Genomic DNA, 13,435 nt, shown 5'->3' with positions numbered 1-13,435 from the left:
TCCGCCTCCCGGCGCGCTGTGTCTCATCTTACCACACATCCGCGCGCAGCACAACCGCAGCCGCAGCGGTCAGTTCCGCTGCGGCTGCGGTCTGCTTTCTTCCCCGCGTATCTTACTCCTTCGGCTGCTTGACGGCGAAAATGTGCATCGCCATGCCGAGACCCGTCACGCCGCAGAACACGCGGTGCATGACGCGCGCCTGCTTCGGGCCGATTTTCTTGGCCGCGGCGTGCGTGTAGTTCAGGCCGAGGATGCCTGAGCCGATGACCGACCCGCTGACGACGGCGGGCACGTCCGTCTTGCCCGTTGCAAACGCCTGCACCGTGTGTACGCCCGCGCCGAGGCACAGCAGCCCCGCGCCCGCGCCGTGGATGAGCATGCGCAGCTTGTAGTGTGCTTTGCCCCACTTCGTGTGCTTGAGCACGGCCTCCGCGCCGTCGATGGCGTAGCCCGCCACGCCGATCCACGGCCAGATTTTCTGGTACTTGCCGAGGGTGTTCATGATCTTGCAATCACATTTTTTCATGGTCGAGTGCCTCCTGAGCATTCATTTTTGGTTCTAGCCCGGCGCGCAGCCGGGACAGGGCTTCGGGGTCATTTTCCACCTCGCGCGTGACGAGCACGACGAGCTGCGCGTCCGTGCAGCCGCTCACCGCCGCCAGACAGTCGAGCAGCCGCAGCGTCGCCGCGGCATACCGCACGGGAAAGGCCACGTCACGGTCGTCGAGCGCGTCCATGCCGTGCCGCCAGACAATCGTCTGCGCGAGGCATGTCTGCTGCATGGGCGTCATTCTGGGCGGCGGGCAGGCAGGGAGCGCCGCCGCGCGCCGCAGCAGCTCCGGCCAGCGGGCATCGAGCGGCTCCGGGGACGCGAACGCCGCCGCCAGCGCCGCCGGCGGCATGGGCTCCGGCGCTGCATCGACCGTCACCCCCGGCACATCCCCGGCGGCCAGCGCCGTGATGCGGTGCCGGCAGAGCAGGCGCTGCGCTGCGCACGCGAAAGCGCGCGCGGCCGCGAGATTTTCATACGCCGTGTGCCCCGGCCGCGCCAGCAGCGCAAGCACCCGGTCGCGTACCGCCGTGACGGCGGCCGTCAGCCGCCGCTCACGCGCGCCGGGCACATACCCGTCGTCCGGCAGCGGCGCGGAGACAAAGCGCAGGGGCGCGGAGCGCTCCAGCAGCCGCCGCGCGGCCTCCGGGCACGCGGGTGATAGCCCCTGCTCCACCCGGTCGCACAGCAGCACCTCCCAGCGCGGAAAATCCCGGCACGTACGGCACAGGCTCTGCTCGCCGAGCGTGCGCTGCAGCTCACACAGGCCGTCGGCACACAGAAACGGGCAGCGCCCGTCCGTCTGCGCAAAGTACGTATCGCCCTCGCTGTCTACGCGCAGCACGCGCCGCAGCTTTGCCACCAGCGGATGCTGCAGGCGCAGGTAAGCGTCCTGCGCGTCCGGATCGACAACGATCTCCCACGCGGCGCAGCACGTCTGCGGACATGCCCCGGCCAGGCACCGGAACGCAGCGTAATCATCGGGTCGGGTCTGGTACATGGCAGCCTCCTTGCGCGTATTTTTTCTATTGTAACACATCGCGCGCCGCAGGAAAAGGGACGTTCGGCACTCCCGTGCGCAAAAAAACAGACGGACACCGAAATGTCCGTCTGTCTGTTGGTTTTTTGACCGGCCGGCAGCTTACTGCTTGACCAGATCCATAAGGTTAATGATGCCGCGCGGGCAGATATCGGCGCAGTGGCCGCAGCCGACGCACTTGTCATAGTCGATCGTGGACACGAAGTTCTCGATCTTGATGGCTTCTGCCGGGCACTCGCGCTGGCACTTCATGCAGCCGATGCAGCCGACGTCGCAGATCTTGCGCGTGACGGCGCCCTTGTCCTGATTGCGGCAGCCGACGAGCACAGCCTGCTTATACGGCACCTTCTCGATGATTTTCTTCGGGCAGGCATCAGCGCAGGCCATGCAGCCGACGCACTTGTCGCGGTCGACCTTGGCAACACCGTTGACGATGTGCATCGCACCGAACTTGCAGGCTCTGGCGCAGTTGCCGAGGCCGATGCAGGCGAAGCGGCACTCCTTGTTGCTCTTGCCGCCGAACAGCATGGCAGCCTGGCAATCCTGGGGCCCTTTGTAGTTGAAGCGCTTGACGGCGACGCCCTCCGCGCCGGAGCACGGCACGAACGCGACCATCTTCTCCTCCGCACCGGCGGAGACGCCCATGATCGCAGCGATCTTGTCGGCAGCTTCCTGGCCGCCGGCGACGCAGCAGTTGACCGGAGCCTGACCCGCCGCGACCGCAGCGGCATAACCGTCGCAGCCGGGGTAGCCGCAGCCGCCGCAGTTGGCGCCGGCGAGGCACTCACGCACGGCCTCCTGCTTGGGGTCAACTTCCACATGGAAGATTTTAGCGGCGAACGCCAGCAGCGCGCCGAAAACAGCGCCCATGATGCCGAGGACGGCGATCCCTTCGAGAATCAAAGTAAAATCCATATTTCAGCCCTCCTTAGCCGATCTTCATGCCGGAGAAGCCCATGAAAGCCAGGGCCAGCAGACCGGCGGAGACGAGGCAGATCGGGAAGCCCTCAAAGCTCTCCGGATAGTCGGCAAACTCGAGCTTCTCGCGCACGCTTGCGAACAGGCAGATGGCGAGCATGAAGCCGAGGCCGCCGAACACACCGTAGACCACGCTCTGCACAAAGCCGAAGCTGTACTGCGTGTTGAGCAGCACGACGCCGAGCACGGCGCAGTTGGTGGTGATCAGGGGCAGGTAGATGCCGAGCGCGGAGTACAGGGACGGGATAGACTTTTTGAGGAACATCTCGATGAACTGCACGAGCGCGGCGATGACGAGGATGTAAGCGATCGTCTGCAGGAAGCCCAAGCCGAGCTTGACGAGCAGGCAGTTGACGAGCCAGCAGATGGCGGACGCCAGGCCCATAACGAACGTGACGGCGAGGCCCATGCCGGCGGCGGTGTCGATCTTGCTCGAGCAGCCGAGGAACGGGCAGCAGCCGAGGAACTGCGAGAAGATGAAGTTATTCGTCAGCACGGCGCTGAGGATGATGGCAAAAATACTGGTCGTAGAACTCATGTTATGCCGCCTCCTTTTCCTGCGCTGCGAGCGCTTTTTCCTTGGCTTCCTTCTTCTCGGCAGACTTGCGCAGCGCGTACTGCATGAGCGCAATCAGGCAGCCGAGGGTGATGAAGCCGCCGATCGGGAGCGTGAGCACGAGCGCGCCGTACTCGGACGGGAAGATCTGAATGCCGTTGCCGGTGCCGATGACACCGTCGATGGTGTTGATGATGCCGGTGCCGAACGAGCCCTTGCCGAGCAGCTCACGGATGACGCACATGGCGATGAGCACGAGCGTGTAGCCGAGGCCCTGGAAGATGCCGTCGAAGAACGACGGGCCGACGGGGTTTTTCTGGCAGAACGCCTCGGCGCGGCCGATGATGATGCAGTTAACAACGATCAGCGGGATGAACACGCCCAGGGACGCGCTCAGCGCGGGAACGTAGGCCTGCAGCAGCAGGTCAACGATGGTGACGAAGCCCGCGATGACCAGCACGAAGATGGCCAGACGGATATCGTTCGGAATGACTTTGCGGATGAGGGAAATGACCACATTGCAGCAGGTCAGAATGACGAGCACGGACAGGCCCATGCCGATGCCGTTGAAGAGGCTAGTCGTGATGGCCATGGTGGCGCACATGCCGATGAGCTGCACGAGGACCGGGTTATTGGTAATGAGGCCTTCCTTGAACTGTTGTTTGATATTCATGTTTCAGCCCTCCTTAACCCAGCGACTTGGCCGCGTTGATGACGGTCTGCACTTCGGTAACGACAGCGCGGGACGTGATCGTCGCGCCGGAGATGGCGGTGATGTCGCCGCCGTCTTTGGCAAGCTTCATACCGTCGCCCTGGCCGACGAGGTTGTCGCGCCAGGCACCTTCGTTCGTGTCCGCCGCCTTGGCGCCGAGGCCGGAGGTCTCGGAGTGCTTGGTGACGTACACGCCGGTGCAGTTATAATCATCGTCCAGGCCGACGACCATGGTGATCATGCCCTGCGCGCCGGAGAACGTGGTCTCGGCGACGTAGCCGGCCTGCTGGCCGCCGGTGGTGGCGGTGCTGAGCTTGGTGATGGTGCCATCGTTCTCAAAATCGGCCTGCTCGGTGTATTCGTCGGCCGCGAGGACGTTGGCATATGCTTTCTTGGTCGTCTCGGCCGCGCGCATGGCGATGGTGTCCTTCGTCAGCTCATTGACGAGACCGAGGGCCAGCGCCATGATGGCGGACACGGCAAAGAGCACGAGCGCGAGTTTGATGATCTGGCCGCCGCCGGATTTCTTTTCAGTCTTTTCAGCCATTTGCAGCAGCCTCCTTTGCTTCTTTCTTCGCAGCCTTTGCAGCGGCCTTCTTGGCCTTGACGTCCTCACGGCTGACGCCGAACTGACGGCGCTGGGTGTGCTTGTCGAACATCCATGCGCAGCAGTTCATGATGAGGATGGCAAAGGAAACGCCCTCCGGGAAGCCGCCGAACACGCGGATGAGCACGGTCAGCGCGCCGCAGCCGACGCCGTAGATGATGCGGCCGGGAGCGGTGACGGGGCTGGTGCTGTAGTCGGTCGCCATGAAGAACGCGCCGAGCAGCAGGCCGCCGGACAGGAGGTTGTCGAGCATCCACTCGACGTGGGTGTAGCCGCCGCCGTTTTTGCTTCCGAAGATGAGCGTCAGCAGCGCGACGGTGCCGATGAACGACACGGGGATGTGCCAGGTGATGACCTTGCGGCACAGCAGGTACACGCCGCCGATGAGCAGCGCGAGCGCGCTGACTTCGCCGAGGCAGCCGGGCATGGTGCCGAGGAACATGGACTTATAAGTGAAGTACTGCGGCAGCGCCTCGCCGGCCTTCATGTAGCTGAGCGGGGTGGCCATGGTGGTCGCGTCCGCGCCGATGACGGACGTCAGGCTGCCGGGCACGACCCAGGTGGTCATGAACAGCGCGTAGGAGGCGAGCAGGAACGCACGGCCGGCGAGCGCCGGGTTGAGGAAGTTCTTGCCGATGCCGCCGTAGAGCTGCTTGACGACCACGATGGCGAAGAACGCGCCGATGATCGGCAGCCACCACTTGCAGTTGGCCGGCAGGGTGTACGCGAGCAGGATGCCCGTGACCACGGCGGACAGGTCGCCGATGGAGTCGGGCTTTTTCATGAGCTTGCGGTAAGCCCACTCAAAGAACACGCACGACACGATGGACACGGCCAGCGGGATGAGCGCCTGCGCGCCGAACTGCCACACGCCGACGCACAGCGCCGGGAGCAGGGCGATGATCACGTCGAGCATGATCTCGCGCGTGCCGCGCTTGGCGCGAACCTGAGGCTGATAGGCAGCGTCAAAGGTATATTCTTTCGGTGTCATTTCGTTTCAGCCTCCTTTGCAGCGGCTTCCGCGCGGGCCTTTTCTTCGGCCGCGCGGGCGGCGAAGAGGAGCTTCGCGGTCTTGAAGGTATGGGTCAGGGGCAGACGGCCCGGGCAATTGTACGAGCAGCTGCCGCACTCGAAGCAGTCGAGAATGTGATACTTCTGCATATTCTCGAAGTCGCGCTTCTGATAGTACTTATACATGTACAGCGGCTCGAGCTTCATCGGGCAGACGGTCAGGCACTTGCCGCAGTGGATGCACGTCGGATTCTCGACGGAGCGGTCTTCCTTGTCGGTGAAGAACAGGATGCCCGCGGTGCCCTTGATGTTGGGCGCCTCGAGATTCGTGGCGATCAGGCCCATCATGGGGCCGCCGAGGACGATCTTCTTCGGCTCGACGACGAAGCCGCCGCACTGCTCGACGATGTAGCTGAACGGCGTGCCGAAGCGGCACTGCAGGTTGTAGGACTTATCGCCCATGGCGCTGCCGGCAACGGTAAGGACACGCTCGATGCTGGGCATGCCTTCGTAGCAGGCGCGGTAGATGGCGTAAGCCGTCTGGGTACTGATGACGTTGCAGCCGACGCCGGACGGCAGGCCGCCGGGCTTGACCTCACGGTTCGTGATGGCCTTGATCTGCATCTTCTCAGCGCCCTGCGGGTACTTGACGTTCTCCGGCACGATCTCCACGCCGTACTGCGCGGGGTTTTTGGACAGGAGCAGGTCGATGGCGTCCTGCTTGTTCTTCTCGATGCCATAGTAAGCCTTGTCGAGGCCGGACGCGATGCGCGCCAGCTCGATGCCCTTGAGCAGCTCCTCGGGGTGGTTCTTCATGGTCAGGTGGTCGCCGTTGAGGTACGGCTCGCACTCTGCGCCGTTGATGATGAGGGTATCGACTTTGCCAAGGCCGCCGCGGATCTTGAACGCGGTCGGGAACATGGCACCGCCGTGACCGACGATACCGGCCTCGCGGATGCGGTCAAGGATGGCTTCGGGATCCTTCATCTGCTCGGGCGTCAGGGGCGCGAGATCCGTGCAGGGGGTGTCCTGGAAGTCATTTTCGATCACGATCGCGGGGATCATATCGCCCAGGGGGTGGGGTCTCGGCTCGATGGCGATCACCTTACCGGAGACCGTCGCGTGGATGGGAGCGGAGACGGGTGCCGGATTGTCAGCGATCTTCTGACCCATCTTCACATAATCGCCCACCGCGACCAGCGGTTTGCAGGGTGCGCCGATATGCTGCATCATCGGGAGCACGACCTGCGGCGGAGGAGCAATGACGGTCACCGGGACATCCGGCGCCTTCATGTAGTTGGGATGAACTCCGCCATGAAACTTAAAGGGCATTTGCATCACCTCTCTATTTTTTGACCCACATATATTAGCACGCCAACCTAATTTCGTCCACCAAAAATGGCGGAAAAACATCAAATTGTACTAATTTAAATATTAACGAACCTGCAAAAAAGCTGACAAATCCAACATTTCCGGAAACTTTGCAACATTTTGTGCATATTGGCTGGATTTTTCGCCGCCGCGGTCCGCGGCGCGGAAAAAAATCCGCGTCCGGGGCTTAACAAGCGCGGAAAAATCCTGTAAAATAGATAGCAAATGCGCTGCCGGCGCGCCGCCGGCAGAAAGGAGGCCACGTTATGCTGACACCCTGGGCGGATACGCTCGACCGCGCGCAGCCCCTGCCGGAGTATCCCCGGCCGCAGATGGTGCGCGACAGCTACCTGAATCTCAACGGCCCGTGGAGCTACGCGATCACGACGAGCGCAAACAAGCCCGCGCAGGCCGACGGCACGATCCTTGTGCCCTTCTCGCCCGAGAGCGAGCTGTCCGGCGTGGGGCACGTCCTGCAGCCGGAGGAATACCTGTGGTACATCCGCACGGTCACGCTGCCGGACGGATTCAACGTCGGCCGCGTGCTGCTGCACTTCGGCGCGGTCGACCAGACCGCGACCGTGTGGTGCAACGGCGTGGAGCTGGCCACGCACACGGGCGGCTACCTGCCGTTCACGGTGGACATCACCGAGGTGCTGGCCAAGGAAAACACGATCCTTGTGTGCGTGCGCGACGCGACGAACAAGTCCCAGCTCCCGCGCGGCAAGCAGACGCTGCACCCGCACGGCATCTGGTACACGCCGCAGAGCGGCATCTGGCAGACGGTCTGGCTCGAGAGCGTGCCGCAGAACTACATCCGCTCCCTGCACGTGACGCCGCTGTTTGACGCGCATCAGGTGGAGATCACCGTCGCGGGCGAAGGTCAGTGCACGATCGACCTCGAGGGCAAGCGCTTCACGTTCCCCGCGGGCGTGCCGGCGCACGTGCCGGTGCAGTCGTTTCGCCCCTGGTCGCCGGAGCACCCGACGCTCTACCCCTTCAGTGTGACGCTCGGGGACGACACGGTCTACAGCTACTTTGCCATGCGCAAGTGCAGCGTCGAGACGGACAAGGACGGCGTGCGCCGCCTGTTTCTCAACGGCAAACCGTATTTTCACAACGGCCTGCTCGACCAGGGCTACTGGCCGGACGGACTCTACACCGCGCCGAGCGACGACGCGCTCGTCTACGACATCCAGCTGGCCAAGGACATGGGCTTCAACATGCTGCGCAAGCACATCAAGGTCGAGTGCGACCGCTGGTACTATCACTGCGACCGGCTGGGCATGCTCGTCTGGCAGGACATGCCCTGCGGCGGCAGGCGCTACGACCCGCTCATCGTCTCCACCCCGCTCGTGACGGGCTGGCATCTCGACGACAGCTGGTATCCCCTCTTCGGCCGCACGAACGTGACGGCGCGCAAGGCGTTTTTGAACGAGCTGCGCGACATGGTCACCACGCTCTACAACCACCCGTGCATCGCCGTGTGGGTGCCGTTCAACGAGGGCTGGGGTCAGTTTGACAGCCAGACGGCCGTGCAGGTCATCCGGTCCGTGGACAAGACGCGCACGATCGACCCGGCCAGCGGCTGGCACGATCAGGGCTTCGGCGATGTGCGCAGCCTGCACGTGTATTTCCAGAAGTACAGGTTCCAGCCCGATAAGCTCGGCCGCGCCACGCTGCTGTCGGAGTTCGGCGGCTATGTCCACCGCGTCGAGGGCCACGCCATCGGCGGCAAGAGCGTCGGCTACAAGACGTGCGACGCCCCGCTCTCGCTCGAGTACGCGCTCCAGGCGCTCTATGACGAGCAGATCCGCCCCGCCATCGCGCAGGGCCTCAGCGCCGCGGTGTACACGCAGCTGAGCGACGTGGAGCACGAGCTCAACGGTCTCGTGACCTATGACCGCAGCATCGTGAAGCTCCCGGTGCAGACACTGCACAAGATCTTCTATATCGAAAACGAGTGAAAAAAGGCCGCCCACTGCGATCGCAGCGGGCGGTTGGTTTTTCTGTTTTGGGAGCGCTCAGTACGCCACGCCCCAGTAGATCATGCACTTGGCGGGCTTGCCGCACACGGGGCACACATCGTCGAGGTGCTCCTGCTCAAACGGGATGCAGCGGCTGGACATGCCGGCCTTGTCCTTCATCTCGAGCTCGCAGGCGAGGTCGCCGCACCACATGGTCTTGATGAAGCCGCCGTTTTTCTCCTGCAGTTCCTTGGCCTCGGCCAGCGAGTGCGCAGCATAGGTGTGCTCGTCGAGGTTGCGCTTGGCCTTGTCGAACAGGCCCTGCTGCACGGTCTCGAGCAGCTCAGGGATGCGCGCCTCCAGCTCATCGAGCGCGACGGTGATCTTCTCGCCGTTGTCGCGGCGGACGGCGACGCAGTGGCCGGCCTCGATGTCCTTCGGGCCGATCTCGACGCGCAGCGGCACGCCCTTCATCTCCCAGTTGGCGAACTTCCAGCCGGGGCTGTTGTCGCTGAAGTCGCCCTGCGCGCGCAGGCCGGCGGCCTTCAGGCGCGCGATGAGCTCCTCGGCCTTCTCGGTCACGCCGGGCTTGTGCGCCGCGATGGGCAGCACGATGACCTGGATCGGCGCAATGTGCGGCGGCAGGACGAGACCGTTGTTGTCGCCGTGGGTCATGATGAGGCCGCCGATAACGCGCGTGGACATGCCCCACGAGGTCTGGTGCGGATAGGCCTGCTGGTTGTTCTTGTCGGTGTAGGTGATATCGAACGCGCGGGCAAACCCGTCGCCGAAGTAGTGGCTCGTGCCGGACTGGAGCGCCTTGTGGTCGTGCATCATGCACTCGATGGTGTAGGTGTTTTCGGCGCCGGCGAACTTCTCCTTGTCGGTCTTGTTGCCGCGGATGACAGGCATGGCCAGCTCCTGCTCGCAGGTCTCGGCATAAATTTCGAGCATCTGCAGCGTCTCCTTGCGGGCCTCGGCCTCAGTGGCGTGCAGGGTGTGGCCCTCCTGCCAGAGGAACTCACGCCCGCGCAGGAACGGGCGGGTGGTCTTTTCCCAGCGCATGACGCTGCACCACTGGTTATACAGGCACGGCAGGTCGCGCCAGCTGTGCACGATGTGGCTCCAGTGCTGGCAGAAGAGCGTCTCGGACGTCGGGCGCACGCACAGGCGCTCCGGCAGCTCCTCGCTGCCGCCCATCGTGACCCACGCGCACTCGGGCGCGAAGCCCTCGACGTGATCCTTCTCCTTCTGCAGCAGGCTCTCGGGGATCAGCATCGGCATGGCCACGTTCTGGTGGCCGGTCGCCTTGAACTTGCCGTCGAGTATCTTCTGGATGTTCTCCCAGATGGCGTAGCCATACGGGCGCATGATGAACAGGCCCTTGACATCGGAATAGTCCACGAGCTCCGCCTTGATACACACGTCGGTGAACCACTGGGCGAAGTCGACTTCCATATCGGTGATCTGCTCGACCTTCTTTTCTTTGGCCATAAGCGCAACACTCCTCTGTATGCCGCGCAGAGATCCCGCGCGGGCGTATTCATAATGTATGGGGTAACTTATATAGTGTATAGAATCCGCCGCCGCTTGTCAAGCGCCAAGCAGCTCCTGCACCGCGAAAATTCCGATCATGACGGCGATGAGAAAGTACATCACGACCGCGGCGACGGAGTGCCGCGCCGGCCGGCGGTCAAACAGCTGGCCCACGCACCAGAACACGAGCAGGCCGGTGCCGATCCAGTAGACCGGGTTGAGCGCGACGGCCATGACCGTCACCTCCACGATCAGCAGTGCGAACACCGCGATCTGCCACGTGCGGATGCGCCGCGCGCGGCTGTTGCAGTAGATCTCGCGCCAGGCGTCTGAAAGCTCGCGGCGCTGGCGGCGGAAAAACGACTCGCGCGGCTGTTTCGGCGCGGGCTCGCCCGTTTCGGCCGGCGTTTCGGCCGTCTCGGGCACAGTTTCGACGGTTTCGGCCGCGGTTTCGGGTTCCGTTTCGGTGTAGGGGCGCTCTTGTTCCATGCGTTCCACTCCTTTCCGGTTTTTCGGAAAACCGGTCCTTTTTCCTCAGGATACCCCGCCGCAGGCCGCCTGTCAAGCACCCGAATCCGGTCGAAAAGTGCATTTCGGGCTTGACCGCACACCATTCGTGCAATATAATATGTAAATTAGTGATGCTATTTCAAGATGCAATCGAACCCCCTGGAGGTGACCATCTATTAACAGACAGAGTTACATGGCGGAGATCAGCAGCCTGCTCGGCCTGATCACCGACGACAATACCCGTCAGGCGCTCATCGCGCAGATGGAGAACATGTTTGATAACGCCCCCGATGAGGAGCGCCTCATTCAAGAGATCGGCAACCCGACGAAAGTGGCCGTTGCCCTCATCCGGTATGCCGACAGCGGCAAGGTCACGCCGGCCGCCGCGCCCGTCGTTGCGCCCGAGCAGGCGCCGAAGCGCACGCCGCAGCCGCGCCCGCGTGCCGAGCAGTACCGCCCGATGACCGCGGCCGCGGCGCAAAAGCCCGCGCCGTCGTTCACGTTCCCGGAGCCGCTGGAGAACCCCGACGAGCCCGAAACGGACGAAGCGCCCGTGCTCGACGGTCAGTTCTCGTTTGACGAGCAGCCCGAGGAAGGCTACTATGACGAACAGCCCACGGACGACGGCTACTACGACGAGCAGCCTGCCGGTGACGACGGCTACTACGACGAGCAACCCGCCGGCGACGACGGCTACTACGACGAGCAGCCTGCCGGCGACGACGGCTACTACGACGAGCAGCCTGCCGGCGACGACGACTATGACGACCCGAACTACGCCACCGACGGCGAGGAAGGGTATTATGACGAGGCCTATTACGAGGACGAGCCGGCCTACAAGACGAACGTCTTTCTGGCCGTTCTCTACACGCTCGGCGCGATCGTGATCGGCGTGCCGGTGCTGGCCGTGCTGCTGGTGCTGGATCTGGCCGTGCTGGCCATCGGCGTCGCGTGCGGCGCCGGCGGCGTGGGCCTGATCGCAACGGCCTTCATCGGCCTGCCCATGGTGGCGGATATGCTCATCCTGCTCGGCGGCGGCGCCGCCGTGATCGCCATCGCGCTGGTCGTGATCTGGCTGGCCATCTGGCTGTTCATCCGCATGGTCATCGGCTGGGTCCGGCTGCTTGTGCGCCTGGGTAAGCGCTGGTGCAGAAAGGAGATCGCCGCATGAAAAAAGCCTGGAAAACCATTCTCATCATCGCGCTGTGCGTCCTGATCGTCGGCGAGATCGTGCTTGGCGTCGGTCTTGCGACCGGCGGCAGCCCCGACCGCATCTGGGAAGCGGCGTATGAGCACTACGACATCGGTGCGATCTTCGCCCTCATCAAGTCCTCCGGCATCGCGGACCTGCTGGCGAGCATCGGCCTGTAAGAAAAGCAAAACATGAGGCGGCGAGCGTGGCTCGCCGCCTCATTTCATTTTATTTCATTTTAAAGAGCAGCACGCCGCCCGTCATCAGCGCGAGCCCCGCCCACTTGCTCCAGCCGAAGGCGAGCTTTTCCGTGCCCATGATGCCGAAGGCGTCGATGGCCGCGGCCGCAGAAAGCTGCGCGATGAGGATCGTCGCCACGGCGAGCGTCGGGCCGAGCCTGCCCATGCCGAGCATGACCGTGACCGTGATGGCCAGCGCCAGCACACCGCCGAACCAGCAGTATTTCGGCGCGGCGCCCAGCGCGGCAAAGCTGCCCGTGCGCCAGAGCACCAGCACCAGCAGCGACAGCACCGCCGCCACGCACTGCACGAAGGCATTGGTCTCCATCGTACCGATGTGTTCGCTCAGGCGCGTGTTCATCACGCCCTGAATGCTCATCGCCGCCCCGGCGAGGATGCACGCGAGAAATCCACCCAAAATTCATCGGCTCCTTCCGAATAATCCTTGCACTGCCGCGCGAAATGTGTTACACTGTGTCGTACTGAAAAACATTTGCCCGCAGCACGCGAACAAAGGAGGGGCTGTTTATGGCCGCAGGCAGCAAACCGAAATACTATCTCGTGGAGGCGAGCGTCCTGCCCGAGATCTTTGCCAAGGTGATCGAGGCCAAGGAGCTGCTCGAGACCGGCCAAGTGCGCACGGTGGCGGACGCCGTGGCGCGCGTGGACATCAGCCGCAGCGCGTTTTATAAATACAAGGACTTCGTGTCCCCGTTTCAGGACATGTCGCGCGGCCATCTCGTGACGTTCAACCTCGAGCTGCTCGACCGGCAGGGCGTGCTGTCGTCCGTCCTTGCTATTTTTGCCGAAAACGGCGCAAATATACTCACCATCAACCAGAGCATTCCGACGAGCGGCGTCGCCCCGGTGACGATCACGGCCGCGACCGAGAACATGCAGACGACGATGGAGGCGTTCATGGCGGCGCTCAAAGCGGCCGAGGGCATCATCCGCGTGCACCTCATGGCCGGCTGAAGAAAAAAGCAAACGAAAAAGCATCCCCGGATCGACACGATCCGGGGATGTCCGTCCGTTAAAAAGTCCGTGCCGAACTTTTTAACAGACGGACAGCAAAATCGGATTCGAGGCGGGCCTTGCCCCCTCGAGCTCCCCCGCTGCTCTGTCCGCTTTGCACTTGCGCGCAGGTTCCAACAGTTTTACAGCCCC

Annotated in this window: 15 protein-coding genes; 4 read left to right on the top strand and 11 right to left on the bottom strand. The window is 63.3% G+C overall.

The window, feature by feature from the left end; genetic code table 11:
• Positions 1–112 precede the first annotated feature (112 nt).
• The 8 genes from OGM61_03420 to rsxC all read right to left on the bottom strand — a co-directional run bounded on the left by OGM61_03420 (position 113) and on the right by rsxC (position 6,785).
• Entirely contained in the window at positions 113–526 is a 414-nt protein-coding gene (locus tag OGM61_03420; GenBank protein ID UYI85132.1) for a hypothetical protein, read from the bottom strand.
• Complete coding sequence (gene fliB, locus OGM61_03415) at positions 513–1,550, bottom strand: flagellin lysine-N-methylase (protein UYI85131.1); 1,038 nt, start codon at positions 1,548–1,550, stop codon at positions 513–515. Before fliB ends, OGM61_03420 begins: the two co-directional genes overlap by 14 nt.
• Before the next feature lie 141 nt (positions 1,551–1,691).
• Complete coding sequence (locus OGM61_03410) at positions 1,692–2,504, bottom strand: RnfABCDGE type electron transport complex subunit B (GenBank protein ID UYI85130.1); 813 nt, start codon at positions 2,502–2,504, stop codon at positions 1,692–1,694.
• 13 nt (positions 2,505–2,517) lie between these two features.
• Positions 2,518–3,105 carry an RnfABCDGE type electron transport complex subunit A gene (locus OGM61_03405; protein ID UYI85129.1) on the bottom strand — a complete coding sequence of 196 codons (588 nt, stop codon included), beginning with the start codon at positions 3,103–3,105 and terminating at the stop codon, positions 2,518–2,520.
• Position 3,106: 1 nt separating this feature from the next.
• Positions 3,107–3,796, bottom strand: coding sequence for an electron transport complex subunit E (locus OGM61_03400; protein ID UYI85128.1), 690 nt, complete (start codon positions 3,794–3,796; stop codon positions 3,107–3,109).
• 13 nt (positions 3,797–3,809) lie between these two features.
• Positions 3,810–4,382 (bottom strand): RnfABCDGE type electron transport complex subunit G, encoded by a 573-nt coding sequence (locus tag OGM61_03395; GenBank protein ID UYI85127.1) that lies wholly within the window; start codon positions 4,380–4,382, stop codon positions 3,810–3,812.
• A complete protein-coding gene (locus OGM61_03390) occupies positions 4,375–5,433 on the bottom strand; it encodes an RnfABCDGE type electron transport complex subunit D (protein UYI85126.1) in 1,059 nt (352 codons plus the stop codon). The genes OGM61_03395 and OGM61_03390 overlap by 8 nt, the downstream gene beginning before the upstream one ends.
• A complete protein-coding gene (gene rsxC / locus OGM61_03385; protein UYI85125.1) occupies positions 5,430–6,785 on the bottom strand; it encodes an electron transport complex subunit RsxC in 1,356 nt (451 codons plus the stop codon). Before rsxC ends, OGM61_03390 begins: the two co-directional genes overlap by 4 nt.
• 305 nt (positions 6,786–7,090) lie before the next feature.
• On the opposite strand from rsxC, the gene OGM61_03380 reads away from it, so the two are divergent.
• Positions 7,091–8,791: a glycoside hydrolase family 2 gene (locus tag OGM61_03380; protein UYI85124.1), complete on the top strand. Its 1,701-nt coding sequence runs from the start codon at positions 7,091–7,093 to the stop codon at positions 8,789–8,791.
• Between the two features lie 57 nt (positions 8,792–8,848).
• Here the strand turns inward: OGM61_03380 and proS are convergent, their stop codons facing one another.
• Both proS and OGM61_03370 read right to left on the bottom strand, forming a co-directional pair.
• Complete coding sequence (proS, locus tag OGM61_03375; protein ID UYI85123.1) at positions 8,849–10,285, bottom strand: proline--tRNA ligase; 1,437 nt, start codon at positions 10,283–10,285, stop codon at positions 8,849–8,851.
• 99 nt (positions 10,286–10,384) lie between these two features.
• Positions 10,385–10,816: a hypothetical protein gene (locus OGM61_03370; GenBank protein ID UYI85122.1), complete on the bottom strand. Its 432-nt coding sequence runs from the start codon at positions 10,814–10,816 to the stop codon at positions 10,385–10,387.
• A 214-nt stretch (positions 10,817–11,030) separates the two neighbouring features.
• Here OGM61_03370 and OGM61_03365 point away from each other — a divergent pair, with 214 nt between their 5' ends.
• Both OGM61_03365 and OGM61_03360 read left to right on the top strand, forming a co-directional pair.
• Positions 11,031–12,008, top strand: coding sequence for a hypothetical protein (locus OGM61_03365; protein ID UYI85121.1), 978 nt, complete (start codon positions 11,031–11,033; stop codon positions 12,006–12,008).
• Positions 12,005–12,208 carry a hypothetical protein gene (locus tag OGM61_03360; GenBank protein UYI85120.1) on the top strand — a complete coding sequence of 68 codons (204 nt, stop codon included), beginning with the start codon at positions 12,005–12,007 and terminating at the stop codon, positions 12,206–12,208. The genes OGM61_03365 and OGM61_03360 overlap by 4 nt, the downstream gene beginning before the upstream one ends.
• 49 nt (positions 12,209–12,257) lie before the next feature.
• Here the strand turns inward: OGM61_03360 and OGM61_03355 are convergent, their stop codons facing one another.
• A complete protein-coding gene (locus tag OGM61_03355) occupies positions 12,258–12,686 on the bottom strand; it encodes a DMT family transporter (protein UYI85119.1) in 429 nt (142 codons plus the stop codon).
• 110 nt (positions 12,687–12,796) lie between these two features.
• Between OGM61_03355 and OGM61_03350 the strand changes: the two genes are divergently transcribed.
• Positions 12,797–13,243, top strand: a complete 447-nt coding sequence (locus OGM61_03350) for an ACT domain-containing protein (GenBank protein UYI85118.1) — start codon at positions 12,797–12,799, stop codon at positions 13,241–13,243.
• Positions 13,244–13,435: the final 192 nt, after the last annotated feature.

The sequence above is a fragment of the Clostridiales bacterium genome, from assembly GCA_025757645.1.
In the GTDB taxonomy this organism is placed as follows: Bacteria; Bacillota; Clostridia; order Oscillospirales; family Oscillospiraceae; genus CAG-103.
This window is presented reverse-complemented; position numbering and strand designations above follow the sequence as displayed.

What these genes read in the sequence shown, in the direction of transcription:
- OGM61_03420 (UYI85132.1), bottom strand. Translation starts at nt 526, where the DNA reads ATGAAAAAATGTGATTGCAAGATCATGAACACCCTCGGCAAGTACCAG.
- fliB (UYI85131.1), bottom strand. Translation starts at nt 1,550, where the DNA reads ATGTACCAGACCCGACCCGATGATTACGCTGCGTTCCGGTGCCTGGCC.
- OGM61_03410 (UYI85130.1), bottom strand. Translation starts at nt 2,504, where the DNA reads ATGGATTTTACTTTGATTCTCGAAGGGATCGCCGTCCTCGGCATCATG.
- OGM61_03405 (UYI85129.1), bottom strand. Translation starts at nt 3,105, where the DNA reads ATGAGTTCTACGACCAGTATTTTTGCCATCATCCTCAGCGCCGTGCTG.
- OGM61_03400 (UYI85128.1), bottom strand. Translation starts at nt 3,796, where the DNA reads ATGAATATCAAACAACAGTTCAAGGAAGGCCTCATTACCAATAACCCG.
- OGM61_03395 (UYI85127.1), bottom strand. Translation starts at nt 4,382, where the DNA reads ATGGCTGAAAAGACTGAAAAGAAATCCGGCGGCGGCCAGATCATCAAA.
- OGM61_03390 (UYI85126.1), bottom strand. Translation starts at nt 5,433, where the DNA reads ATGACACCGAAAGAATATACCTTTGACGCTGCCTATCAGCCTCAGGTT.
- rsxC (UYI85125.1), bottom strand. Translation starts at nt 6,785, where the DNA reads ATGCCCTTTAAGTTTCATGGCGGAGTTCATCCCAACTACATGAAGGCG.
- OGM61_03380 (UYI85124.1), top strand. Translation starts at nt 7,091, where the DNA reads ATGCTGACACCCTGGGCGGATACGCTCGACCGCGCGCAGCCCCTGCCG.
- proS (UYI85123.1), bottom strand. Translation starts at nt 10,285, where the DNA reads ATGGCCAAAGAAAAGAAGGTCGAGCAGATCACCGATATGGAAGTCGAC.
- OGM61_03370 (UYI85122.1), bottom strand. Translation starts at nt 10,816, where the DNA reads ATGGAACAAGAGCGCCCCTACACCGAAACGGAACCCGAAACCGCGGCC.
- OGM61_03365 (UYI85121.1), top strand. Translation starts at nt 11,031, where the DNA reads ATGGCGGAGATCAGCAGCCTGCTCGGCCTGATCACCGACGACAATACC.
- OGM61_03360 (UYI85120.1), top strand. Translation starts at nt 12,005, where the DNA reads ATGAAAAAAGCCTGGAAAACCATTCTCATCATCGCGCTGTGCGTCCTG.
- OGM61_03350 (UYI85118.1), top strand. Translation starts at nt 12,797, where the DNA reads ATGGCCGCAGGCAGCAAACCGAAATACTATCTCGTGGAGGCGAGCGTC.